At 35.9% G+C, this 25,547-nt stretch carries 24 protein-coding genes and 4 tRNA genes; 13 read left to right on the top strand and 15 right to left on the bottom strand.

What is annotated here, in order from left to right; genetic code table 11:
• Positions 1-246: 246 nt before the first annotated feature.
• Positions 247-2,457, bottom strand: a complete 2,211-nt coding sequence (locus tag H599_RS0114900) for a bifunctional alpha,alpha-trehalose-phosphate synthase (UDP-forming)/trehalose-phosphatase (protein ID WP_026714859.1) — start codon at positions 2,455-2,457, stop codon at positions 247-249.
• 77 nt (positions 2,458-2,534) lie between these two features.
• Between H599_RS0114900 and H599_RS0114895 the strand changes: the two genes are divergently transcribed.
• Both H599_RS0114895 and H599_RS20920 read left to right on the top strand, forming a co-directional pair.
• Positions 2,535-4,334, top strand: coding sequence for a glycoside hydrolase family 15 protein (locus H599_RS0114895; protein ID WP_026714858.1), 1,800 nt, complete (start codon positions 2,535-2,537; stop codon positions 4,332-4,334).
• Between the two features lie 262 nt (positions 4,335-4,596).
• Positions 4,597-4,734, top strand: a complete 138-nt coding sequence (locus H599_RS20920) for a hypothetical protein (protein ID WP_162174265.1) — start codon at positions 4,597-4,599, stop codon at positions 4,732-4,734.
• 136 nt (positions 4,735-4,870) lie between these two features.
• Here H599_RS20920 and H599_RS0114885 read toward each other — a convergent pair.
• Positions 4,871-4,944: transfer RNA gene (locus tag H599_RS0114885), tRNA-Arg, on the bottom strand.
• 93 nt (positions 4,945-5,037) lie between these two features.
• Between H599_RS0114885 and H599_RS0114880 the strand changes: the two genes are divergently transcribed.
• Complete coding sequence (locus H599_RS0114880) at positions 5,038-5,550, top strand: adenine phosphoribosyltransferase (RefSeq protein WP_026714857.1); 513 nt, start codon at positions 5,038-5,040, stop codon at positions 5,548-5,550.
• Here H599_RS0114880 and H599_RS0114875 read toward each other — a convergent pair.
• From H599_RS0114875 to H599_RS0114865, 3 genes are all read right to left on the bottom strand, one after another.
• Positions 5,547-5,687 carry a hypothetical protein gene (locus tag H599_RS0114875; RefSeq protein WP_026714856.1) on the bottom strand — a complete coding sequence of 47 codons (141 nt, stop codon included), beginning with the start codon at positions 5,685-5,687 and terminating at the stop codon, positions 5,547-5,549. The two genes, H599_RS0114880 and H599_RS0114875, sit on opposite strands and share 4 nt — an antisense overlap.
• A gap of 70 nt (positions 5,688-5,757) precedes the next feature.
• Positions 5,758-7,800: a M56 family metallopeptidase gene (locus tag H599_RS19855; RefSeq protein WP_051590760.1), complete on the bottom strand. Its 2,043-nt coding sequence runs from the start codon at positions 7,798-7,800 to the stop codon at positions 5,758-5,760.
• Between the two features lie 2 nt (positions 7,801-7,802).
• Entirely contained in the window at positions 7,803-8,162 is a 360-nt protein-coding gene (locus H599_RS0114865) for a BlaI/MecI/CopY family transcriptional regulator (protein ID WP_026714855.1), read from the bottom strand.
• 168 nt (positions 8,163-8,330) lie between these two features.
• Here H599_RS0114865 and H599_RS0114860 point away from each other — a divergent pair, with 168 nt between their 5' ends.
• The 5 genes from H599_RS0114860 (at position 8,331) to H599_RS0114840 (ending at position 12,042) form a co-directional block, all read left to right on the top strand.
• Complete coding sequence (locus tag H599_RS0114860; protein ID WP_026714854.1) at positions 8,331-8,933, top strand: DUF1684 domain-containing protein; 603 nt, start codon at positions 8,331-8,333, stop codon at positions 8,931-8,933.
• Entirely contained in the window at positions 8,933-9,580 is a 648-nt protein-coding gene (locus tag H599_RS0114855) for a TatD family hydrolase (RefSeq protein WP_026714853.1), read from the top strand. The genes H599_RS0114860 and H599_RS0114855 overlap by 1 nt, the downstream gene beginning before the upstream one ends.
• A 41-nt stretch (positions 9,581-9,621) precedes the next feature.
• A complete protein-coding gene (locus H599_RS0114850; protein ID WP_026714852.1) occupies positions 9,622-10,341 on the top strand; it encodes a tRNA threonylcarbamoyladenosine dehydratase in 720 nt (239 codons plus the stop codon).
• A gap of 130 nt (positions 10,342-10,471) precedes the next feature.
• A complete protein-coding gene (locus H599_RS0114845; protein WP_026714851.1) occupies positions 10,472-11,146 on the top strand; it encodes an HAD family hydrolase in 675 nt (224 codons plus the stop codon).
• Positions 11,147-11,199: 53 nt separating this feature from the next.
• Positions 11,200-12,042: a DUF2911 domain-containing protein gene (locus H599_RS0114840; RefSeq protein WP_026714850.1), complete on the top strand. Its 843-nt coding sequence runs from the start codon at positions 11,200-11,202 to the stop codon at positions 12,040-12,042.
• Positions 12,043-12,104: 62 nt separating this feature from the next.
• Here the strand turns inward: H599_RS0114840 and H599_RS0114835 are convergent, their stop codons facing one another.
• From H599_RS0114835 to H599_RS0114825, 3 genes are all read right to left on the bottom strand, one after another.
• Entirely contained in the window at positions 12,105-13,826 is a 1,722-nt protein-coding gene (locus tag H599_RS0114835) for a sodium:solute symporter family transporter (protein WP_026714849.1), read from the bottom strand.
• Positions 13,827-13,948: 122 nt separating this feature from the next.
• On the bottom strand, positions 13,949-16,483 hold the full coding sequence (locus H599_RS0114830; protein ID WP_026714848.1) for a PIG-L family deacetylase: 2,535 nt from the start codon (positions 16,481-16,483) through the stop codon (positions 13,949-13,951).
• Between the two features lie 131 nt (positions 16,484-16,614).
• Positions 16,615-17,064, bottom strand: a complete 450-nt coding sequence (locus tag H599_RS0114825; RefSeq protein ID WP_026714847.1) for a YhcH/YjgK/YiaL family protein — start codon at positions 17,062-17,064, stop codon at positions 16,615-16,617.
• A 299-nt stretch (positions 17,065-17,363) separates the two neighbouring features.
• On the opposite strand from H599_RS0114825, the gene H599_RS0114820 reads away from it, so the two are divergent.
• Positions 17,364-17,966, top strand: coding sequence for a M15 family metallopeptidase (locus H599_RS0114820; protein WP_245600529.1), 603 nt, complete (start codon positions 17,364-17,366; stop codon positions 17,964-17,966).
• A 185-nt stretch (positions 17,967-18,151) separates the two neighbouring features.
• On the opposite strand, the gene H599_RS0114815 is transcribed toward H599_RS0114820, so the two are convergent.
• Positions 18,152-18,913, bottom strand: coding sequence for a C40 family peptidase (locus tag H599_RS0114815; RefSeq protein WP_026714845.1), 762 nt, complete (start codon positions 18,911-18,913; stop codon positions 18,152-18,154).
• 13 nt (positions 18,914-18,926) lie between these two features.
• On the bottom strand, positions 18,927-20,105 hold the full coding sequence (locus H599_RS0114810) for an acetyl-CoA C-acyltransferase (RefSeq protein WP_026714844.1): 1,179 nt from the start codon (positions 20,103-20,105) through the stop codon (positions 18,927-18,929).
• Between the two features lie 247 nt (positions 20,106-20,352).
• Between H599_RS0114810 and H599_RS0114805 the strand changes: the two genes are divergently transcribed.
• From H599_RS0114805 to H599_RS0114795, 3 genes are all read left to right on the top strand, one after another.
• A tRNA-Ser gene (locus H599_RS0114805) sits at positions 20,353-20,436 on the top strand.
• An 18-nt stretch (positions 20,437-20,454) separates the two neighbouring features.
• Positions 20,455-20,529 (top strand) — tRNA-Pro (locus tag H599_RS0114800).
• Positions 20,530-20,579: 50 nt separating this feature from the next.
• Positions 20,580-20,653 (top strand) — tRNA-Arg (locus H599_RS0114795).
• Between the two features lie 326 nt (positions 20,654-20,979).
• Here H599_RS0114795 and H599_RS0114785 read toward each other — a convergent pair.
• The 5 genes from H599_RS0114785 to H599_RS0114755 form a co-directional block, all read right to left on the bottom strand.
• On the bottom strand, positions 20,980-21,429 hold the full coding sequence (locus H599_RS0114785) for an SRPBCC family protein (protein WP_026714843.1): 450 nt from the start codon (positions 21,427-21,429) through the stop codon (positions 20,980-20,982).
• A 132-nt stretch (positions 21,430-21,561) separates the two neighbouring features.
• On the bottom strand, positions 21,562-22,020 hold the full coding sequence (locus H599_RS0114780) for a tungsten formylmethanofuran dehydrogenase (protein ID WP_026714842.1): 459 nt from the start codon (positions 22,018-22,020) through the stop codon (positions 21,562-21,564).
• Between the two features lie 455 nt (positions 22,021-22,475).
• Positions 22,476-23,597 (bottom strand): GNAT family N-acetyltransferase, encoded by a 1,122-nt coding sequence (locus H599_RS0114770; protein ID WP_026714841.1) that lies wholly within the window; start codon positions 23,595-23,597, stop codon positions 22,476-22,478.
• A gap of 333 nt (positions 23,598-23,930) precedes the next feature.
• Complete coding sequence (locus H599_RS0114760) at positions 23,931-24,341, bottom strand: VOC family protein (protein ID WP_026714840.1); 411 nt, start codon at positions 24,339-24,341, stop codon at positions 23,931-23,933.
• A 66-nt stretch (positions 24,342-24,407) separates the two neighbouring features.
• Positions 24,408-24,980 (bottom strand): Crp/Fnr family transcriptional regulator, encoded by a 573-nt coding sequence (locus tag H599_RS0114755; protein ID WP_026714839.1) that lies wholly within the window; start codon positions 24,978-24,980, stop codon positions 24,408-24,410.
• Positions 24,981-25,359: 379 nt separating this feature from the next.
• Here H599_RS0114755 and H599_RS20615 point away from each other — a divergent pair.
• On the top strand, positions 25,360-25,547 hold a 188-nt coding region (locus H599_RS20615; RefSeq protein WP_316930430.1), incomplete at its 3' end, for a phage integrase N-terminal SAM-like domain-containing protein.

Below are 25,547 nucleotides of genomic sequence, written 5' to 3'. Positions count from 1 at the left end.
AATACATAATTCTTCAGGCGCGGTATATTTCAAATTAAGATTTACACTTAGTTACCGAGATATTGAAGAAATAATTCGTTCTGGGCTTGATTTCGAAAAAGAGGAGTATTGAGATTTGGACTAGTAATGATAAGTAAAGGAATCTGATGTTGCCTTTATTGAAATATAATTTAATTGTTGTTTGTTTAGAGCGACACTAAATAGGTGTTGGATTTTGAATTTGCAATGAATAGCACAATTTATACTTTATTGCGATTCAAAGTTTTTAAGGAGGTTGCGCAAGGCAAGAATATTTTGCACATGGTATTTAGCTAGTGTTTCAGTGTTTCCAACCTTAATGGAAATCGCATTTGGAGGTAGCATTTCAAACATCGACTCATCTGTATAATCATCTCCTGCGACAAATATAAAATTATCAGCATCTAAATCTAGATTTGTAATTGCTCTTCCTTTACTGACGATACTGTTTTTGACCTCAAGAACTTTATTACCATTAAGAATAGAAAGTTCGCTATCTGTAACCAATCCGGAAAGGACTATTCTTAATTCACGCATACGGATTTCAGCTAAATGAGCCTCAGCTTTGCGATAGTGCCAGGCAAGTGAAAATTCTTTTTCTTCTAAGAATGAACCGGGGGTTTTATCCACAAAACACACTATAATCGGTCTGATTGAGTCTTTCCATTCTGTTTTAGGATTCTCAATCTTTTTCCATTCTTCATCAATTTTTCGAATCCATATGCCATGATCCGTTATCAGTGTATATTTTTTATGGGCAAAGTATTTTGCCAGAGATCTTCGACTTCTACCGCTAATAATTGCCACTTCTGTATTATTGTTTTTATTTATCCCATCTAACAATTCGTAAAGTTTTTGATCAGGTATCGCATTTTCAGGATTTAGTTTAAAATGTACCAGTGTGCCATCATAGTCAAGAAGAAAGAGTCTGTTAGGAGCTGTTTTAAATTTTAGTTTCATTTTTTCTAAAGCTGTCCTATCCAATAATTCACTAGGGGAGTTGAGCACCTTAGGAATAGAGGAATCGTTTAATTGTTTCATAAAATCTGAAGCCCATTTTTCGACTGTATACTTGGAAAGTCTGGACTGAAGCACTTCCATGCGTACTATCTGTTCTTTTAGCGGCATTTCTAATGCAGTATGCAAAGCTTCAGCGATTTGATCTGCATTATTGGGATTTACTAAAATTGCTTCCTGCATTTCACTAGCTGCTCCAGCCATTTCGCTTAAGATAAGTACGCCATCCTTCTTTGTTCGTGTAGCGATGTATTCTTTAGCCACCAGATTCATACCGTCCCGCAAGGGGGTTATTAATGCTACCTGTGCATTTGTGTATAAATCAATTAAGTTTTCAAAAGGCATTGATCTGTAAAAATACCATATTGGAGTCCAGTCAATAGTGGCGAATTTGCCATTGATACGTCCCACCAGCTCGTCTGTTTCCTTTTTAAGTTTGCGGTATTGAGGGACATTGGCTCTTGAGGGGACTGATAGCATAACTAACCTTACTTTTCCGATGTATTGGGGGTATTTTTCTAAAAAATATCCAAAAGCATGGATTCTGTTAGGAATTCCTTTTGTATAATCCATTCTGTCTATGGAAAGTATCATTTTTCGATCAGGATGATTATTCCTGTATTCCATAAGATGTTGTTTTAAGTCGGATTTTTTGATATACTTTCCTTTTAGATGATCCAGAGCAGTATTATAAAAATGGTAATAGTCAATGCCCATTGGGAATGAATCGACTTTTATAGTTCTATTGTCATAGGTAATTTCATTAAAGTGTAGCTGTATGTCAACAATGCGCTTTGCAGAATTCAGGAAATGCTGGGCATAATCATAGGTATGAAAGCCAATAAGATTGGCACCGAGCATCCCCTGTAATAACTCTTTACGCCAGGGGCAAGTTCTGAAGATTTCAAATGCAGGGAATGGGATGTGTAGAAAAAAACCTATTGTTAATGTCGGATTTCTGTCGCGTAAAATTTTTGGTAGTAATAATAATTGGTAATCATGAATCCATATCGTGTCACCGTCATTGCAGTTATTTAGAACTGTTTCTGCAAATTTTTCATTTACTTCTTTGTATGTTGTCCATTGTTCAGGTTGATATTCCGTGTATTCGAGAAAATAGTGAAATAAGGGCCAAAGGGACTTGTTACTAAATCCAAAATAATATCCTGATACATCTTTATCTGAAAGTTGGACAGCCACACAATTCAATGGTTTCAGGGCTTCTTTTATTTTTTCTTTGTATACAGTACCTATTTCTTCTATTGTCAAGCCCGGCCAGCCTATCCATATACTTTTACCCTGCCTATGAACAGTACTTAGCCCGGTGGCCAGTCCGCCGACACTTGGTCTGACCTCTATCTTTTTGGCTTTGATTTTTAAATCGACAGGCAGCCTGTTTGATATAATAATCGTTTTAGTCATTTTAATTTCTTTGATAAGGGCAGAACTTTTTGTAAATTTAATCAATTATATTGTAAAAATCTAAAAAAGAGTGGTTTATGAATAGTTTGGATTATGGAATCATAGGCAATTGTAGAAGTGCAGCTCTTGTATCAAAAAGCGGCTCAATTGACTGGTGTTGCCTTCCAGAGTTTGATTCGTCTTCGATTTTTGCTAAGTTATTAGATAAAGAAAAGGGTGGTAGTTTTGAGATTCTTACCGACAGCAGTTACAACACTGTTCAACAGTACTATGATAATACAAGTATTTTGGTTACAACATTTTCTAATGAAACCGATGCTTTTGAGGTATATGATTTTATGCCGCGATACCTCAAAGAAGACAGGAGTTCTCACACTCCTCCTGAAATTATAAGGTTCGTAAAACTCAAGAGTGGCACGCCCTGTTTTTCGATACGATACAACCCAAAACTTGAATATGCGATGGGCGAGACCGTGTCTTATGTTAAAAAAGATCATATTGTAAGCCTTACCCGAAACGAAAAGTTTGACTCTCTCTATTTTTACAGTAACCTCGATTTAGAAGCTATTCATTCGGAAAAGCTAATAAAGTTAACTGAGGACAGTTTTTTTCTATTTGGATATAATGAAAAGATTTTCAAGCCTTCTTTAAGCAAAATTAAACTAGAGTTTGAAAGAACAAAGGTGTATTGGCTTAATTGGTCTGAAAAAACAATTTCCTATCAGAGGTATAACAGAGAAATTCAGCGTAGTGCCATTACTCTTAAATTACTGAGTTATGAAAAAACTGGGGCCGTATTGGCAGCTGCAACCACTTCATTACCCGAGACTATTGGCGAGGTAAGAAACTGGGATTATCGTTTTTGCTGGATACGTGATGCCTCCATGGTTGTAAAGATACTTTCGGTTCTGGGACATAAAACATTTGCTTCTAATTATCTTAGGTTTATTATAGACCTGATACCTGACAAAGATGAGAAACTTCAAATTATGTACAGTATCAATAAAGACAAAGAACTGACGGAAGAAATTCTTGACCATTTAAGTGGTTACGAGGGGTCTAAACCTGTGCGCATTGGCAATGCGGCCTATCTTCAGCGTCAAAATGATATTTATGGCATACTCATGGATGTGATTTATCATCAATTTGTACATTTTAGTACAGATATAGACAATGGGGAGGAAATGTGGGATATCACCAAAGGAATTGCTTGGCTGGTCGAGCATCACTGGCAGGATACAGACAAAGGTATTTGGGAATTTAGAACAGAAGACAGGCATTTTACTTTTTCAAAAGTTTTATGCTGGACCGCCATTGACAGGGCAGTAAAGGTGGCTGATATCATAGGTAAAAAGAGAAAGGCTGAGAAATGGCAGAAATTGAGAGATACTATTAGGAAAGATATTATGGAAAAAGCCTGGAATGAAGAGGTTCAGGCCTTTACCCAGTCTTATGGGTCTGTTCATCTTGATGCATCTGTTTTGCTTATGGAAGATTATGGTATTCTTAACGCGAATGATCCCAAGTATATCAGTACAGTAAAAGCCATAGGAAGGGATTTGAGCAGGGAAGGATTGCTATATCGATACAAAAGTGCGGATGATTTTGGGCAACCTACTTCCTCATTTACCATTTGTAGCTTTTGGTACATAAATAGCTTGTACAAAATTGGGAAGTATCAGGAAGCAAAAATGCTTTTTGAAAGAATACTTACTTATAGCAACCATTTGGGATTATTTAGTGAAGACCTTGATTTTAAAACCAAAAGACTACTGGGCAATTTCCCGCAGGCCTATTCCCATCTGGCTTTAATTGAGACCGCCATCAATTTGTCGCAAATTACTCATGAGGAAGAAGTTATTGATGCTCTTAAATAATCGATACATTGAATGCTGTAAATCTGTTATTGAGTCAAAACAAAGTACCGTAAAACAGAGCTTGAGTTATTAAGGGATAATTTTGAAGAATCTATAGATTTTCTCCTTGAAATAATTCCATCAAAGAATAAAAATCAAATTATATATAAAAAAAAATCATATAAAAAAAATTGATAATATTAGATCGGAAGAAGATATTTCTAAAGATATAGATTTTTTCAAATTTAACAAGCAAAATAGAATGTTTAATTTGTTGAGTGTTTTGGAAGTTGGAGAATCTTTTGAGATAGAAAATAAAGATTATGTAAATTTTATTTCTTCAAGAGTTTTGATCAAAGACAAAATTTTTAAAATAAAAAAAGAAACAGATAAGACAAGAAGAGTTTGGAGGATTGATTAATTTTCAAATATGACATCAAAAGACAAAATATTAAAGATACGTAGGATATAAAAATTATGTTGGCTAAATGTCGGCTAAAATAAAAATAAAAAATCCCTAAAACGTTGTTTAATACGTGTTTAGGGATTTTTGTTTGTGACCTCGACTGGATTCAAACCAGTAACCTTCTGAGCCGTAATCAGATGCGCTATTCAGTTGCGCCACGAGGCCTTTTGCAGTTGCTTTGTAAAGCGTGATTGCGGGTGCAAATATAGGGATAAATGTGTAACTTGCAAGCATAAATTTCAATAAATACTAAAAAAAATGAACTTAGAAAATTATATTCGTGATATTCAGGACTTTCCAAAAGAAGGAATTTTGTTTAAAGATATTACGCCGCTGTTAAATAATGCGGAAGCTAGGACAGAATGTCTTCAAATTTTAGCAAATTCGGTAAACGGACATAAGATTAATAAGGTGGTAGGAGCGGAAAGCAGAGGTTTTTTATTCGGAATGTTGTTAGCGCAGGAATTAAATGCCGGTTTTGTGCCAGTGCGAAAGCCTAAAAAATTGCCTTATGAAACGGTTTCGGTAACTTATGATTTGGAATATGGCACAGATACCTTAGAAATTCATAAAGATGCTATCCAAAAAGGAGATAAGGTATTAATCCATGATGATGTGCTGGCAACCGGAGGAACGGCTAAAGCGGTTTGCGAATTGGTTGAAAAATTAGGAGGCGAAATTGTACAATGTAATTTCCTGATGGAATTGACTTTTCTAAACGGTCGTGAGAAATTAAATGGTTACGATATTTTTGTTGCACTCACTTATTAGTCCACTGCTCTTGAAGTTACATAATAGCGGTACGCAATAATAGCCAATTGCCATTTTTTGGCTTTTGATAAATCCAATCCTTGCTTGGTAAAACTAGGTAAAATGAGTTTGTTGATTTTAGCTAATATTTTGAACATAACTTTTACTTTTCTTAAAGATATAACAAAAGACGGTCTTGATTAAGGATCGTCTTTTGTTATTTAGGAATTATTTTTCAATGGGTGATGTCTCGACTACTAAAACTCCGTTTCTGGCTTTTTCTCCGTAAGTTGCTAAAACAATCTTTTTGCTTTCATCGGTCGATTCTTCAAATATATTAGCATTAGTGAATTTGATATTTCTATTTTTAATTTTTAATAAGCGTTCAAGATTACTCTTTTTTCCATCAATTATAACTAAGGCTTTACTAAAAGTTTTAGTAAAATCTAGCAGAGTAGAATTTTTGTTTTCAGCATTTACTTTTGCAATTGCGTTATTGTTGCCATTTTGTTCTGAAATAATAGTTGATTTTGGTGCGTTTGACGTTTTCGTTGTGATAAATACTTTCTTTTTAAAAGGATCAGTTTCGACTTTGTCAATGTTGTTTATGTCTAGTTTGCTATATACAAAAGCAGTCGATTTTTTACCATCTATGTAATATTCTTTAAGGTAGGATTTAATTATTTTTTTGTTTGGATTTTCATTGATTTTCTCAATTTCTATATTTTTAGTTTCTTCTGGTTTTAATATTTGAAATCCTTGAAAGGTTTTTCTTTGAATAGGTTTGAAATTATTTAGAGTTGTTTTTTCTTTAGTTTTGATTTCAATAACACCATCTTTTGCTTTTTCTCCATATTTTGTAACAGCATGAATTCCTTTTAATACATTTATACTTTCAATTCGATCGGTTGGAAGTTCATCAATCTTGAAATTGGAATCGGCTTGATTACCATCAATAATGATTAGTGGTTTTATTCCATCTTGGCTCGATATTGTTCTAATAACATTTTTATCATCTAATTTTGCAATTGTTTTAGTTGTTATCTTAACCGTATTATCTAATGTATTGACATCCATTTTGTCAATGCTATTTTTGTCTAATTTTTCAAGCTCTTCTTTGGTTGATTTTACCCCATCAATATAAATTGTTTTATCGGTAATTTTAACGGGTTTTAATAGCTGTTTAGTAGTAACCAGAATTGTTTTTTTGCCCGAAATTGTGGCAACATCAATTTTTTCAATTCCTTTAGGATCTAATTTATCTAGTTCTTCCTGACTTGATTTTTCGCCATTGATAATTATTTCTTTGTCTTCAGATAAAGTTTTTAAATCTTTTTCAAGTTGAAATGATTTTAAATCAACTGTTTCTGATTTGGTTTCATTTTCTGGTTTTTGAGTTTCTCTCTCTTGGGCAATAACTTCAATTTGAAATAAAAATACAAAAGCAATAAGTGCTGGAAATACGGTGATGTACTTCCATGAATGCCATTTTTTAGATTGGTTTTGGTTCAACATAATAATTCGTTTTTTGATTAAAGATTGATAGAAATGGTTGGTAATGGTAACACAATTGTCTTGTGTGGTTATTTTTAAAAGAGTTAATTGGTAGGCTTTTTTGTCGGTTATGTTTTTAGAAGCTTCGCTGTCGGCAATGAATTCCAGGTTTTGGACAATGGCTTTTTTGTACAGCCAAATCAGTGGATTGAACCAAAAGAAGACACAAAACAATCTTGAGATCAATACATCAAGGCTGTGTTTTTGTTGGCTGTGTACTTTCTCATGTTCCAAAATGTTTTTTAATTCATCTGAACTATATAAAGATGAATTGTACACGATGTAATTGAAATAGGAGAAAGGAGCAATGTTTTCGGCAATGTCAATGAATTTAAAATTGCCATTTTGTTGAATGTTTTTTCCTTTCAATACTTTCATCAAACTATAAAAATCAAAGACTAATTGTATAAATGAAATTAAAATTCCGGTGAGATAAGTATACATACCAATTAGGTACCAATTGATTTTCGATTCGGGATTGCTTACCGAAGCGGTTACGGGAATATTGGACCAATCGAATGAATCTGTTGTTGGTTCGACCCAAATTATTTTTGTGATAAAAAATAACGGCAGAATACTAGAGCTAATTAATCCAAAAATTAAGAACCATCGATTTCCCGAAAAGAAGGTCTCTTTTCGTAACAACAGCATGTAAGCGAAATAAAATAAACCAATTAAGCCACTTGCTTTGATGAGGTATAGCAGTAAATCTTCCATAACTATTGTTTTTTTTCAATCATAGCTAAAATTTCGCGTAGTTCTTCGGCGGATATTTTTTCTTCTTTGGCAAAAAAAGAAACCATGTTCTTGTAAGAGTTGTTAAAATAAGTTTCGATTGCAGTATTCATAAACTTTTTTCGATAATCTTCCATTTTTACTATCGGATAGTATTGATGGGTTTTTCCAAAAGCATTGTAAGACACATATCCTTTTTCTTCCAAATTTCTAATAATGGTCGAAAGTGTGTTGTAATGTGGTTTGTCGTCTTTAATTTCTTCCATGACTTCTTTTACGAATGCTTTTTCGAGCTTCCATAAAATTTGCATGATTTCTTCTTCTTTGTTGGTTAACTTTTCCATAGTTATTTAATTTGAATACAAGTATATAACTATTTTTTTAGTTTTAAAACTATTTTTATAGTTATTTAACTAAAATTTTAGTTTTCCAATTTGATGATCTGTAATATTATAAGCGAGAGGCTTTGTAGCTTTGCAACTTTTAAGCTATTTTTGCCTAAAATTTTGAAGATGAGGTTTATTCTGTTGTTTACTGTTTGGTTGCAAAGTGTTTTGGGTTTCTCTCAGGAGAAATTCAATTGGACGGCTGCTAAAAAGTACCAACAGGAATTAAATAAAGAATATGCTGATTCTAAAACCAGTCCGCTGGAAGCAAAAGATTTAGCAACTTTTAAAACCTTGGATTTTTATCCAATAAGTAAAAAATATTTTGTGATTGCCAAATTAGTTCGTACTCCAAAAGAAAAAGCTTTTAAAATGGCAACTTCAACCGACAGACAACCGCTTTTTAAAAAATACGGAGAAGTGCATTTTGAAATTGATGGAAAAAAATGCAAACTCAATGTCTATCAGGATGTGGAGTTCTCTAAAAATCCAAAATATAAAAATGATTTGTTTTTGCCTTTTTTCGATGAAACTTCGGGAAAGGAAAGTTACATTGGCGGGAAATATATTGATTTAAAAATCCCAAAAGGCAATACAATTGCTATCGATTTTAATACTTCCTATAATCCGTATTGCGCTTACAGTTACCGTTATTCCTGTCCGAAAGTTCCTTTGGAAAACGATTTGAAAGTAGCTATCTATGCAGGGGTTAAAAAATTTCACGACTAATGCAGTATTTCAATTTACATACGCATCAATTTACAAATGATGCAGAAATTTTGGAATTGGTAAACCAATATCCGCAGGAATTTGATTCATCGATTTCAAATTATTCCATTGGAATTCATCCTTTATTTATAGACGAAAATCGATTGGAAAGTGATTTTCAAATTTTGGAACAAAAAATAAGTTCTCCAGCTTGTTTGGCTATTGGCGAATGCGGTTTGGATAAACGCAGCGAAACGGCATTTGAAATCCAATTGAAAGTTTTAGAAAGACAATTACTTTTAGCAGAAAAATTCCAAAAACCGGTGGTGATTCATTGTGTGTTGGCTTTTCAGGAATTGGTTGAATTAAAAAACCGTTTGAAAATTACCACACCAATAATTATTCATGGATTTTCTAAAAAAGAACAGTTGGCGAAACAACTTCTAAATAATGGATTTTATCTTTCATTTGGAAAAAATTTATTACGAAATCCTGAGTTGGAAGCTGTTTTTGTCAAGACCTCTAATGACCGATTTTTTCTGGAAACGGATATGGTCGAAGAAGGAATCCGTGAGGTTTATGCCTTGGCAGCAAAATATAAAAAGATTTCAATAGAGGATTTGCAGCAGCTAATTTCTGAAAATGTGAAAACTGTTTTTAAAAAATAACATAACATCAAATAAACAAATACCAAATAAACGAATTTATTATGGCAAAGTGGACCGAAAGAGCCGAACTTTTATTCAAAAAAGAAGGATTAAATAAATTGCAAAATGCAAAAGTAATGGTTGTAGGATTGGGAGGAGTAGGATCTTTTGCAGCCGAATTTTTAGCCCGCGCCGGAGTGGGAAACATGATTATTGTGGATGGAGACGTTGTGGATATTACCAATGTTAACCGACAATTGCCAGCTTTGCATTCTACAGTGGGTGAACCAAAAGTAATCATTGTAGGCGACCGTTTGATGGATATTAATCCGGAATTGAATTTAACCCGAGTAAAAGAATTTCTTTCTCCGGAACGCGCTTTTGAATTGGTTGCTGAAGATATGGATTATGTTTTGGACTGTATCGACAGTATTACGCCAAAATTGAATTTAATTGTGGGATGTAAAAAGAAAAAGGTAAAAATCATTTCCAATATGGGGGCTGGCGGAAAAATGCAGGCCGGTAAGGTAACCGTGAAAGATATTAGTAAAACTGATGTTTGTCCGCTGGCAAAAGTAGTTCGTAAGCGTTTGCGTAAAATGGGTGTAAAAAAAGGAGTGAAAGCTGTTTTTTCTATGGAAAAACCGGATGAAACCAGTGTAAAAATGACCGATGGAACAAACTTTAAAAAATCGTTTTACGGAACAAACAGTTATATGCCGGCTTTATTTGGCTTACATGCGGCTGAAACGGTTATTCGAGATCTTTTGAAGAAGGAATAATTTGATTAGAGAAAAGAGAAAAGAGAAAAGAGAAAAGAGAAAAGAGAAAAGAGAAAAGAGGTGAATAGTTAATGACCTTCTTTACTATTTAAAACTGTCAACCGACAACTATCAACTAAAAACTAAAACAATGATACAAACTGTAATTTTTGACATGGACGGCGTAATCGTAGATACTGAACCAGTGCACCGTTATGCTTATTACAAACAATTTAAAGAGTTAAATATCGAAGTAAGTGAAGAATTATACACTTCATTTACCGGAAATTCAACCCGAAATATTTTTCAAAAGTTAAAAGATATTTTTCAACTGGAACAGGATGTTGAAGATTTAATTTTGAGAAAACGTAGTATTTTTAATGATGCTTTTGATACCAAAGAAGATTTGGAATTGTTAGCAGGTGTTAGAAATCTTATCGAAGATTTACATCAAAATGGAGTGCAGATGATTTTAGCTTCTTCGGCTTCTAAAGTAACTATCGAACGTATTTTCAATCGCTTTAATCTGCATCAATATTTTACGCATAAGGTAAGTGGTGAAGATTTTCCAAAATCTAAACCGCATCCGGCAATTTTTGAACATGCTGCAAGTTTGTCGGTAGGGCCAAAAGAAAATTGTATTATTATTGAAGATAGTACTAATGGAATTGTTGCGGGAAAAGCGGCAGGAATTTTGTGTATAGGATACAATAGTGAGCATTCTAAGAATCAGGATTTATCATTGGCAGATTTTGTAGTGAATCATTTTAATGAATTAAATTATGCCGTTGTGAGAGAAATGGATTCTAAATTATGCAATAATTAACAGCTGTACCGTTATAGAAATTGTACATTTGAATATTAAAAAATTACAGAATTATGAAAAAAGTATTGTTGATAGTTTTCCTAATTGTTTTGAATCTGGGTGCTGAGGCTCAGGTAAGAATTCCCGAAATGAGTCCAAAAGCAGTTGTGAAACAGGTTGTTGGTTTAACTGATGTTGAAATTGTGTATTCACGACCATCTGCCAGAGGAAGGTCGGTTTTAGGGAATTTAGTGCCTTTTGGACAATTATGGCGAACAGGAGCTAACGAAAACTCGATAATTTCTTTTAGTGACGATGTTGTAATTAATGGAAAAACGCTGAAAAAAGGAAAATATGCTTTGTACAGTATTCCAAATGTGAAAACCTGGGATGTACTTTTTTATACTGCCACCGACAATTGGGGAACTCCTAAAGAATTTGATGAGTCTAAAGTGGCTTTGAAAGTTTCAGTGGATGAAGAAGCGTTGACTAAACCGGTAGAGACTTTTACATTAGCTATTAATAATTTGACGACTAATTCGGCTACTTTGGATATTTCCTGGGAGAACTCGTATGTTTCCTTAAAATTTGAAGTGCCAACTAACAAATTAGCCATTGCCAGTATTGATAAAACTTTGGCAGGACCAACACCAGAGCAATTTTATACAGCAGCACAATATTATTATCAGTCTAACGGAGATATTGCCAAAGGAAGATTGTATATCGATAAAGCAGTAGAAATGTCTAAAAATGTTCCGTTTTATTATTTAAGACTAAAATCCTTAATTCAGGCAAAACAAGGTGATAAAAAAGGAGCTATTGAAACAGCCAAATGGTCTATTTCAGCCTCCGAAGCTGCCGGAAATAAAGAATATGTGGAAATGAATAAAGCCAGTATTGAAGAGTGGAGCAGATAGCTTTTTTTCAGATTCAGAAATAAAAAAATCCCATTTGCAAAGTTTGTAAATGGGATTTTTTGTTAAGCGATATTTTCTGTCTTTTTAAAAATTGTTGACTGTAATAATGTTGAAAGTACAATTACCATCATAGCGCCAATGAAATTTAGCCATAAATAGCCCAGTTTTTCTTCACCGCTTGGATAGATGAAAATGGCAAAATAGTAAATGATAAAGATGGTTAATTGGGTGATAAAAGCACCGTAGAAAATAGCTTTGGCTTTGACAAATTTTATATAAAAACCAACCAGGAAAATCCCTAAAACGGTTCCGTAAAAAACAGATCCTACGATATTTACTAATTGAATCAGGTTTTCAAACAGCGTACCAACACAGGCGAAGAGAATGGCTATGACTCCCCAGAAAAAGGTAAAGAATTTAGTAGCATTCAAATAATGTGTTTCGGTTTTGTCTTCTTTTACATTGCGTTTGTAAATGTCAATCGCAGTGGTTGAAGCCAAAGCATTTAGTCCGGAAGCAGTAGAAGACATTGCTGCCGAAATGATTACAGCCAGTAATAAACCAATTAAACCTTTGGGTAAATAATGCAGGATAAAATGAAAGAAAACATAATCTTTATCATTGGTTTCGTTGCCGCTGTCGGCTTTGTGAATAATTTCCTTGGCGCGGTCTCTTAAGTCTTTTTCTTTGGACGAAATAGCCACCATTTCTTTTCTTAAAATAGGATTATCATAATCCTGATTCAATTGGTCGATGTACAACAGATTGATTACTTTTTTGTCTTCCGAGAGCGTTTCCAGTTGCTTTTCTAAATCATGATATTCGTTTTTATACTTTGATTTTTCAATCATAGTTTTGTTGTTCGGATTGAAATTTAACGGAACCGGATTGAATTGGAAAAAGACAAAAACCATTGCTCCGGTCAGTAAAATAAAGAACTGCATCGGAACTTTTAAGAGTCCGTTCATGATTAATCCCATTTGGCTTTCCCGAACGGATTTTCCGGATAAATAGCGTCCTACCTGAGATTGGTCGGTTCCAAAATAAGCCAGAGCCAGAAAGAAACCTCCGGTAATTCCGCTCCAAAAAGTATATTTTTCTTCCGGATCAGTCGAGAAATCTACAATATTCATTTTTCCATTAGCACCGGCAATATGAAGCGCATTGCTAAAAGTCATATCGTTCGGTAAAAAATGCAGAATAAGAAAAAATGTGATAAACATTCCTGACATGATTACAAACATCTGTTGTTTTTGGGTTACGTTTACGGCTTTGGTTCCTCCGGAAACGGTATAAAAAATAACCAGAATTCCGATGACGATATTCATGTAGGTCAGATTCCAACCTAATAATGCCGATAAAATGATTGCAGGAGCATAAATTGTTAATCCGGTTCCGAGACCTCTTTGGAATAAAAAAAGAATGGCTGCCAGTGAACGGGTTTTTACATCAAAACGTTTTTCGAGGTATTCGTAAGCGGTAAAAACTTTGTATTTATGATAAATAGGTATAAAGGTCAAACATATGACAATCATGGCTATTGGGAGTCCAAAATAAAATTGAACAAATCCCATTCCGTCGTGATAAGCCTGACCGGGAGTAGAAAGAAAGGTAATGGCGCTCGCCTGAGTAGCCATAACAGAAAGTCCTACCATGTGCCAGGGCGTTTCATTACTCCCCAGAATAAAGTCTTCTACGTTTTTACTTCCCTTTGTTTTCCAAACGCCATAAATTACGATGAACAGCAGGGTGATAATCAGTACAATCCAGTCAAATAATTGCATGGCTTAAGAATATAATTTCATTATTAAATAAAAAAACAGGATGTATATCGCATTAGCTACCAAAACCCAGCTGTAATCCGGTTTCCACTTTCTTTCTTTTTTTAATCCCATAGTGCGTGTTTTTATTTTTGGGTTTCCTCCGTTTGTGAGGTTTCAGGAGTTTTTAGTGCAATCATATTAGCAATTAATCGATAAGCTCCCGAAACGCCCATTGGTAATTCTCTAAATAAACTTAATCCGGTATAGATATATTGTCCTTTTCCATAAGTTGCCACTAATAATGCGCCTTTTTTAGGTGTTTCTCCTTTGTCATGTGAAGAAAGAATTGGCGTAAAATCGGCATCAAATTCGTTAGGATAATACAAGCCCTGTTCTTGTGTCCATCCTTTAAAATCCTTTTCGGTTATTTTATTTGGATAATTTAAAATAGCATGATCAGGGGCTAAAAACGTAACTGCCGCATTTTCATCAGTAACGCGGTCACTGGAAAGCGTTAAGGGATAAGGAGCAATATTGGCAGGTATTGTTTTGTCCGGAGTGTTGTATTGCACAATCAGAGTTTTGCCTCTTTTTACAAATTCGAGTAGTAAATGTTGTCTGAATTTTAAAAAAGAAAGCGTATTATAAGCACGAATTCCGGTGATAATCACATCAAAAGTATTCAAATAACGGCTGTTGATTTCTTCCGGTGTAATTAATGTCACATTGTATCCCATCTGGCTAAGGCATTCCGGAACATCGTCGCCGGCACCCATGATGTACCCAATTTTTTCTTTGGTTGTTTTTAAATCTAATTTTTTAAATTTTGCTTCCGAAGGCAATAATACCTGTTGCCTGCTAATATGGTCGTAATTGATAATATATTGCTCTTTGTCCTGTTTTTTGTTATCTAAAACAACAATACTTTTTGCTGTAATTTCAGAAGCTTCCTTTGGTGGTGTTACATCAAAATAAACGGTTTTTTCGCTGTCTTTTTTTTCCAGACTAAAAGGAATATAAGGAGGATAAACATTCCAGTTATCGTCTAAATCTAATCGGACTTCTCCATTAATATTGTCTTTCCCGGCTTTTACTCTAACGGCCATTTTCTTGGTATTTCCACTGTTGAAAAAAGAAATTTGATCCACAATACGGCTGCTTACTTCCGGAATAATATCGAGGTAGTTGTACATTTCGCCCTTTACTTTATCGTTGAATTTGTAAACTACCAACCGTTCAAAAGGAATTGTTGTCTCATTAATATGGAGTTCAAATTTCAGCTTTACGTCTCTGATAATATCCGGCAAACCAATATTTTTCTGGTCGGAAACCTGATACATTCCCACAGTTGGTCGTTCTTTGAGCCAGTTGGGCTGACTATAAGGAACGTCTGTAGGTAGTCGTAGATTAATATGTAGAATTTCGGCCGTATTGTTGTTTAATGGACGATTTAAAACCGTGTTTTTCTGATCCGGGAAACTGGTGATACTTTTTAGTGTTATAGGTGTTTCACTTCGGTTAATAGCTTCAATTTTGATTTTAAGCTCACTTCCGGGAGTCGCCTGATCTTCGTTGGTAACAGCTTCCAGATACAATCCGGCACAGGCAGCAATAGTGTTTTTAATTTCTTCCAGTTTAATTGGTTTCCAATGATTTTCATCCAGAGCGAGAATCATTTTATAAGCCTTTAATAAATCTGGAATAGAGGCAGAAGGATTAGAGAAATCAAACTTTTTCTCAATGCGATGTAGCAATTCACCGATAGATTTTCCGCCTTTTACCCGATTCCAGCTGGTGTCAATTCCGTCAAAAATATTCGAAGGTTCTTTTAGAAGAGGATTTCCATTGATAAGTTCTAAATATTCGGTGTCGTTTCCGCGGCTTCCGGTGCTGCCAAAACCTTGTGATTTATGACAGCTGCGGCTTAAAGCGGCAATTTCCTGATTGGATTTTCCTAATGACGGATAGTAAACACCGGTTTGTAAACTGATAAAATTGGATTTATCGGCTGCATCAAATTTTTCCTGACTGCCATAAAACCAAACGGACGGATTGAAAAAAACACGTTTACATTGCCAGGGCGCATACCATTGCAATTGTTCCGGAAAATTTTCAGGATTATTGGATAAATCAAAAGCTTCCACGCTTAAAATTGCCGAAGCCGTGTGATGCCCATGCGTAGTTCCAGGCGAACGATGGTCAAAACGATTGATGATAACATCGGGTTGGAATTTTCGAATAGTCCAAACCACATCAGCCAAAACTTTTTCTCTGTCCCAAATTTCAAAAGTTTCATCAGGATTTTTGGAAAAACCAAAATCATTGGCACGACTAAAAAACTGTTCACCACCGTCAATTTTTCGGGCTTCAATCAATTCCTGAGTTCGGATTACACCTAATAATTCTCGTAATTCCGGTCCGATTAAATTTTGTCCGCCATCACCGCGGGTTAAGGAAAGATAAGCTGTTCGGGCTTTTATTTCGTTCGAAAAATAAGAAATCAACCGGGTGTTTTCATCATCCGGATGTGCGGCAATATAAAGCACGCTTCCTAAGAAGTTTAATTTCTGAATTTGATTGTAAATTTCAACAGCATTGGGTTTTTGTGGCTTTTGGGCATTGCTGAACTGAAATAACAAAAGGCATGTAACAATAAAAACGACTTTGTTTTTAAGCATTTGGATGTAATTTTATGGCAATAGATTCAAATGTAATGATTATTTTTTGGAATAAAATGATTCTCATTTGCTTCCTAAAACAACAAAAACTACTCCGAAAAGTAGTTTTGCTGTCATAAATTTTATTTTTTTTAGATTTTCACCTTGATGACGATTTTTTTAATCTTTCCGTTACTTATCATTGCTGCGTGGACATCATCGGGAAATAAAATGGTAAATTGTCCCGGATTGAGTTCAAAAAACATATCGGGTTGGTCAAAGAAAAAACGAACATCTTTCTCATCGCTGTAATCTCCGTTTGGGCTCACACATTTTTCTCTCGGTTTCCAGGCATAAGTTTCCGGACCGGTTACACACACCTGAATATCAATGTTTTTGTCATGACATTCAAAGTGAACCAAACTTTGTTCTTTAGAATTTCCGTTCCCGGAATTCACGATAATTTTTAAATCATCGGTATATTGGGTTACGCCATCAGCCAGATTGGCTAAGTCGTTTTCTTTTAAAAATTGAAATGCTTTTTCGAAAGCAGGGTGTAAACCGTAGTATTTCGCTGCATTGTTTAATGAATCTACAATCATTTTAAAGTTGTGTTTTAATATTAATGGGTAAAAGTTGTATCGCTTTTAGCAACAAAAAATAAAAGTACATTTTTAAATTCAATAGAAGAATGAAATCGACGAAAAAGTTTTTTAAACAAAATGAAAGTGGTTGATGTTGAATAGGTTTTGTAAAAAGAGATTACAGAGACCGAAGTTCAGGCTTTTTTTAGAGATGGTTTTGTACATTTGTTAAAGTCTCAAAACGTTTTGAGACGGTTTTAATTATGCTTCAGATGACTACAACTTTCAGATTTCTCTTTTCTCTTGGTTTCTTTTTTATGTTTTTGTCCTGTCATTCACAGTCGACGATTGTAACATCCAAAACAGAAATTACCGATACTACTTTTGTAAACTTAAAAGACTATAGTTCGGATTTTGTGTATGATATGAAATATGCTACCGATGATAATTTTTTGAAAGCCAAAGTATATGATTGCGCCGAATGTTTTTTACGTTACAAAACCGTTAAGGCATTGATTGCGGCCAATGAGGAATTTAAGAAAAAAGGCTTACGTATTAAGCTTTTTGACTGTTATCGTCCGCTGGATATTCAAAAACGAATGTGGACGATTGTTTCCAATCCAGAATATGTTGCCGATCCGTCCAAAGGTTCGATTCATAATAGAGGAGGAGCGGTCGATATTACTTTGGTCAACAAAAGAGGAAAAGAACTAAAAATGGGGACTTCTTTTGATTTTTTTGGTCCTGAAGCCGGACATCTTTATGAAGATTTGCCGCAAAAAGTGAAAGATAACAGAGCTTTACTTAAAGAAGTGATGATTTCCAACGGTTTTAATTCTTTTGATTCCGAATGGTGGCATTACAATTTAAAATCCGGTTTAAAGGATAAATTATCTAATGAAAAATGGGAGTGTAAGTAACTGTAAGTTTGAGTGAATTATGTAGAAAGACTTCTCGATACATTTTATTCCGATTCACTTCATAAAATACTCGAAGTGATGGTACTACAAAGTCGTCAGTTCGAGTAAATTTTAAGAAAATGCGAATAGCTTTTTATTAAAATTTGTATCGAGAACAATTACTGATTTCCGATTCTTGTTGTAAATTAAACAATCTTCTTAATCACTCTTAATTTGTGAGTATGCCTGTTGGTTTCGTTATTGAAAATCCCTAAATGGTCAATACGGTCAATGCGCACTTTTCCGCTGGCATGGATAATGTAATTGTTTTCCATAATAATTCCCACGTGAATGATGTTGCCTTCTTCATTGTCGAAAAAAGCCAAATCTCCCGGTTCGCTTTCTTCGATAAAACTCAAAGCTTCTCCCTGAGTAGCCTGCTGCGAAGCATCTCTTAAAAGTTTGTAACCGTTTAATTTGTAAACCATTTGGGTAAAACCCGAACAATCAATACCAAAAGGCGTTTTTCCTCCCCATAAATATGGCGCGTTCAAATACATATATGCTGTATTGATGAGGTTTCTTTTGTCTTTGACGCCGTTTACTTTAGTTCCTTCAAACTCGTAATTCTGCGTGTTGATTTCATTGTTGTTCAAAAACGAAAGTGAGGCTCCCAACGGAATAGGAATCAACTGATTGTTAGCAATAGTGATGTATTCGATTAAATCGGAATTGAGAATGATGGTCTCTTTGGATAATTGCTCATAATTCGCCTCTGAAATCACCTGATATTGTTTAGCATCTACCCAGCCTTCATAATCGTCGTATTGCAATTTAATGCGCGACCATTGGTTGCGTTTTTCCAATATTTTAAAGTGTTCGCCAAATAAAACCTGAGAAACAATTTCGCTTTTGTCACTAGGTTCAAATCGAAGGGGAATAATAGCTAAATTACAGATTCCGAACATTAATTCAATTTTTTTAGATTCTTTCAATAACAATTGCTGAAGCGCCACCACCACCGTTGCAAATGGCTGCGGCACCTATTTTGGCATCATTTTGTTCCAAAATATGCAGTAAACTTACCAGAATTCGGGCTCCGGAACATCCCAGTGGATGTCCTAAAGAAACCGCTCCTCCGTTTACGTTTACTTTGTTGCTGTCCAGACCTAAAATTTTGATATTTGCCAAACCTACAACGGAAAAAGCTTCGTTGAATTCAAAAAAATCGACATCGTTTAATGTTATTCCGGCTTTGTCTAAGGCTTTTGGTAAAGCTTTAGCCGGACTGGTGGTAAACCATTTAGGTTCCTGAGCGGCGTCGGCATAACTTTTAATGTATGCCAATGGTTTTAGTTGTAATTCGGCTGCTTTTTCTTCGCTCATCAGGATTAAGGCGGCTGCGCCGTCGTTGATAGTCGAAGCATTGGCAGCGGTTACGGTTCCGTCTTTGGTAAAAACAGCATTTAAAGAAGGAATTTTATCCAGTTTAACATTGGTGTATTCTTCGTCTTTCGCAATTAGGATAGGTTCGCCACGGCGTTGAGGTACTTGTACCGGAACTACTTCGGTATCAAATTTCCCTGATTCCCAAGCCTGCGCCGAACGACGGTAGGATTCAATAGCAAAATTGTCTTGTTCTTCGCGGCTAATGTTGTATTCTTGAGCACAAAGGTCGGCATAAACACCCATCGCCTGATTGTCATAAGCATCAACTAAGCCGTCTTTTTGCATACCATCCACTAAGGAAGTTGGTCCAAATTTCACTCCGTTTCTTAAATACGTATAATGCGGAATTAAACTCATGTTTTCCATTCCTCCGGCAACTACAATTTCGGCATCACCAGTTTTGATCGCCTGAGTTGCCATCATTACGGCTTTCATTCCGGAAGCGCAAACTTTATTAATAGTTGTACAAGGGACTATGTCTTTCAAACCTGCAAAAAGAGCCGCCTGACGTGCCGGAGCCTGGCCTACGCCTGCCTGAATAACATTTCCCATTAATACTTCGTCCACCAGGGCAGGATCCAGATTTATTTTATCCAAAGCGCCTTTGATAGCGGTAGCTCCCAGTTGCGGAGCGGAAACATTGGCTAATCCTCCCATGAAACTTCCTATAGGGGTTCTTACAGCTGAAACGATAACTACTTTTTTGCTCATATTTTTAAATGCGGTTTGGTTGTATAGTCCAAGCAAATTTACTCTTTTTTGTATTAAATTTATATTTTCGGTCGTGGATTCTCTTTTTGAAAAAAAAGTTTAAAAAATATCAGAATCTATCTATTTGATTGTTAGTGTTTTTTAAAATAATCAAAAAAAAATATAAAAAAAAGCGTAAAAATAGTTGTGAGAAATGAGATGTTGTGTTACATTTGCAACCGCAAAACGAGACACGTTCTTTGAGCTTGGAGAGGTGCCAGAGTGGTAATGGAGCAGATTGCTAATCTGTCGACGGGTAACCGTCGCCAGGGTTCGAGTCCCTGTCTCTCCGCTTATAAATTTTGCTACTCGGGGTGTAGCGTAGCCCGGTTATCGCGCCTGCTTTGGGAGCAGGAGGCCGCAGGTTCGAATCCTGCCACCCCGACAGATTTTGTATCACCTGCCTTCTAAGCAGGAGGTCGAAATTAAAATAATGGTCGCATAGCTCAGCTGGATAGAGCACCTGCCTTCTAAGCAGGCGGTCGAAGGTTCGAATCCTTCTGCGATCACTCTTAAAACCCCTTGATTTCAAGGGGTTTTTTGTTTGTACTCATTTCTCGCAAATTTCTTTCAGTTTTTCGAGTGTTTTTTGGAAAGTGAACATCGTGTATTCCAAAATTTTAAGTTGGTATTAGTTGAAAAGAGGGCTAGTGGGAAGTTAAGCTAAGAAAAGAAAATGGGCGCATAGCTCAGCTGGATAGCGCATCCCGATTCTTATCGGGACGGTCGAAGGTTCGAATCCTTCTGCGATCACAAAAAGCCTTGAAATCCATGATTTTGAGGCTTTTTTGTTTCTGTTAATTCCTCGTTTTTTATTTTTTTTGCTAACTAAAAATTAAGCATCCGGAATATTGGGTTCTACCAAACGTTTTAATTTGTCTAAGGATTCCTGCCAACCCAAATAGCACATTTCTACCGGAATAACATCCGGAATTCCTTCCTGAGTCACGAATAGTTCGGTTCCGCAAAATACTTTTTTGAATTCGACGGAGGTTAGCATTTTACCCGGCAGATTCGGATCGTCAAATTGATCGGTGTATTTGATGAGTTCGTTGGTTTTGATTTCCAGGTATTCGCCTCCAAAAGAATGGCCGTTACCGGTGGAAAAATTAGTGAACGACATTTGGTACGTTCCGCCAATTTTAAAATCCATGTGGTGTACTTTGCATAAAAAGCCGTAAGGAGGCAGCCAGGCCGCCATTGCATCAGCATCGGTGAATGCTTTAAAAACTTTTTCTATGGGGGCTGCAAATACCCGATGCAGCTTTACTTGATTGTTTGCCATGAGATTACGAATTTAGTTCAACACTTATTTGTGTTATTATTTTATATAACGTTATTGATGCCTAATAAAATGGTCTTATTTAACTAAAAATTAAATTATTGAGTCTCCTAACTGATGAAAATTTTGTTCCTTTTACTTCTCGCAAATTTCTTTCAGTTTTTCGAGTGCTTTGGGGAAAGTTTGGTTCATGTAATCTAAAAAATCTTGGGTAACGTCTATATCAACTGTAACGGTAGTGATGCCTTTGTTTTCTTCAAAAGAATAATTTTCGTATCCGTTTGCCCATTTTTCCACTTCCGGACCTGTTGTGATTTCTTCATTATTTTTTAAAATTCCGTAATGACGAATAGAAACAAAACGGTTATTGGTACAATCAAAAACTTCAGAAACCATACCGCCTTTGTTGCCATTTTCATCCGTTCCGATAAAGAGCATTTTGCTTCCTTTTTTCCAGTTGCCTTCGTAGGTAGAAGTAGGGTTGAATAGAGCTGTCCATGCTTCGTAAGTTGCTTTGTTGCTAATGCCCAGCATGATATCATAAACCTTGCCGACAACGGCATTTATGGTTATTTTGAATTGTAGTTTTTGCATAGGATGTTTTTATCTTTAAAGTTAAGTATTGATTTAAAGATAAGTATTTTGATTTTTAAAAGCAATAGCTGGCCGCGTTATAAACGCTGTGATTTGTTTATAGTAGTAATTTTGCATTCGTTGCAAACGAGCCAGTGGGAAACGCCTGAAACAGCTTGGCTATCAATCTTTAACTGATGTTTACATCGAACTTAATCCATCATTTTGCGAACCGCCGAGTACAGTCTGTCCCGATTTTTATCGGGATGACCCGCTTGGTTTATCCTGAGCGTTAGCCGAAGGGTTCGGTGGTGTACTCAGGTTTCTATTGTTTTTTATTGGTTTTCGTGAATATAAATATTTGAGAGGCGCACTCCGTTCCATAAGGGGCGGAGCCGTTTACTCGATTGTGCGTTCGTGCTACTTCTCTACTGTGAAAATGTCTGTCATGATTTATGTCAAACCCCATTGTCCTTTTAACTTAATATTTTGCTGTAAACCTGATACAACATTCGCCCTTTTCCGCCAATGGATTCAGCAAATCCTCTTGATTCCGTGTTACTTTCATTTACCGGAAAGTATAAGCTACTATTCAGTCCCAATGATTCATGGTAGCCATACATCTTCATGGCAATTGCTTTAGCCAATCCTTTCCCTTTATGTGCTTCAGTAACTCCGATACCTAAAATTCCCGCCCTTTTGAATTTATTAGCAGCACCGGTTATCAGTTTGAAAATGGCAAGCAAGCCGACCTTTCCGTTGAATGTTCGAAAAAGTGGGGTTAAGTCCGGCATAGCCAAACAAAAACCGGCTGGCTTTCCCTCAACTTCGGCAATTAGTATTTGTTGGGGAGCTAAGGCATCTTTCATAGGAGCCATAAACTCTTTGGTTTCAGCGTAACTCATTTTTGTAAATTCCCACTCATTCACAAAAGTTTCATTAAGCATATCTGTTACAATTTCAATGTCTTTGTTCCAGTTTTTTTTTGAAACAGGCCGAATAACTGCTGCATCATAGTTTGCATACCGGCTTTTTGCAGCTTTGTATTTTTCGCTGGCAAAGTCAACTTCATAATACCACATGGGGTAGGTTGATTGATAATTCAGTGATTCAATATAACCTTTGTAATATGGAGGATGCCATAAAAAAGGAAACATGGGGTCTTCGTCAAATCCGGTTACTAAAAATCCCATGGCATTCGGAGCACCTCCGTTGGCTGGGGCTATTACCATGGTCACACCTCTTTCTTTCAGCCAACCCTCTGCTTGTCTAATCAATTCTGCCACTTCCGGTTCACAATTGTCCGCTGCAGCAAAAAAACCTATAAAGCCTGCATTGGCTTGCTTCTGTTCTTGAAACTTTTTGTTGATAATGGCTGCACAACGACCTACCTCTTCCCCAGATTTGGACACAACAAATAGTCCGAATTCCATTTCCTTAGCCATCAGATTTTTTCGGGTTAGAAACTTTTTTACATCGTCATCTATTTCAGAGATATAGTAAGGGTAGCCTTTCATTAATTTTCGTTCCAATGAAATAAACCGTTTTAAAGCTGATTTGTCAGCCGGGTTGATGGTAGTAACATTTCCTGTGTTCATTTTTCTATTGTTTTTTTATGATGCTTATTCTTTTCGGTTTTCAGCTTGTCCATATCCAAAATTTTCTTTTCGTTTATAGCAGTCAGTTTGAGTCCGATGTCCACAAGTATGACGCACAACGGTCAAGTATAAACGTAGTGCGGGATTAGAAGCACTGCACTTTCGGTTTAGCGATATGTTTGTTAATGTTCAATTCGTTTAATTTGAGCACTTCACCCGCCATATTGCCAAACCGATGTTGGCGGTTCGTTGTTTTTCCGTGACCAAATGTAACAAAAAAGTCAAGTAAAACACTTTGTTCCACCTGACTTTTAGTCGCTGTTGTTAGTCGTTTTATTGTTCAGCGTGAAGTCCGACTTTGTTACCTTCGCTGTCAATGATGATAGCGATAAAGCCTGCTGGAATTTGTGTTCGTGGCATAATCACTTTTCCGCCCGTTTGTTCAACTTTGTCAAGCACAATTTGAATGTCTGGACTTGCGTTGATGTAAACAACTGTTCCATTTTCTGACGGACTGTTTCTTTCTGTTTTAGACAAAACACCTGTTACTCGTCCCGATGTTGCCTGAATAACATTTGGGTTAAACGGAAAGAAAACCGCTTCATCATTTCCGTCTGCTCGTTTAACCATTTCAATGTCCAAAATAGTTTCGTAGAATTTTTTTGCCCTGTCAATATCTGTTACAGGAATTTCAAACCAAGTCAATATGTTGGTTTGCTCATCAATTTTTTTCAACTTTTGCATAACTTCTATATTTTAAGCAAAGGTCAAAAATGTTTCGGTGTCAGACCTGTGATAATCATCACATAATTATCCCAACGTTCTGCGTTTTCTAATTCGGCTTAATGTCTCCCTTGCGACACCAAGAAAGGAAGCTAATTGAGAAAGTGAAACCCGTTGCAAAATTTCAGGATGTTTTGTTTCCAAATATTCTAAGCGTTCTTGTGCTGTATATAGCTTGAACAAAGTCCCAAATTCTTCCTGCTTGGTAGCAAATAATCGTATGCAATTTCGTCCCAAAGTTTCTATTTCGTTGGCTTGTTTGGTGGCTTGAAACAATTTGTGTTTGTCAAAAATTATGACTTTTGACGGCTCGCAAGCCACAATGTTAAATTCCGATTTTTGTCCGTTGCCAAAACTGTTGATGTTTGTCGTGATTTCGTTTTCAAAGAAAAAGCCTGTGTTTTTTATAACTCCGTCAATTTCGTAATAACTTTTACAGTAGCCGTTGTCAATGTAAAATAGTGAATTACAAACTTGTCCTTCTTTTAGTAACAGTTCTCTTTTCTTAAATACTTTTGTCGTCAATGCAGCTTGCAGCAGTTCCCAACTTTTGTCGGAAAAACTTGTTAGCGAACGAATGTATTTTAAGAGATTGTCCATAGATTTTATGTCTGCTGTGTTGTCTGTTACAATGACCGCCAACGGTCTCGGCTATGCGTAGTGCGGGATTTCAAGGCACTTTACTTTCGGTTTGGCACAGACGGTAGCCAAAACTACGCTTTGTGTTTTAACTTATTTTCTATAAAACGTCAAAGCGGAGCTTTGGCGGAATAGAAGCATCGACCTTTCGGTTGGTACTTCCGCCCGCATTACGTATAGCCATTGTTGAACTAAACCTTCGGTAGCACTTATTGAGATTTAGTACCTTACGAAGATAATTAAAAATCGTAAAGTATGGCTACAAAAAAAGCATCCAGATGAATTAAGAGAGAATAAAATTCTGCAGCAAGCCAAGCGAGAAGTTCCCGGATTTGAGGAATTGTTGCAACGTTTTGAACGCACCGTCTCTGTTTTGGGTAGAAGTGAGAGTACCTTTAATAATTACTCTCGCCACGTGGCGGCTATTTCGCTCTATTTTGGCAAAATCCCCACAGAATTAGATCCCGAACAAGTACAGGACTACTTGTTTTACTTGCAGAAAAAGTCAAAAACCCCATCGCAAACTTA

It is taken from the genome of Flavobacterium daejeonense DSM 17708 (assembly GCF_000425425.1).
Taxonomy (GTDB): Bacteria; Bacteroidota; Bacteroidia; order Flavobacteriales; family Flavobacteriaceae; genus Flavobacterium; species Flavobacterium daejeonense.
The sequence above is the reverse complement of the archived record's forward strand: the minus strand, read 5'-3'. Positions and strand labels throughout refer to the sequence as shown.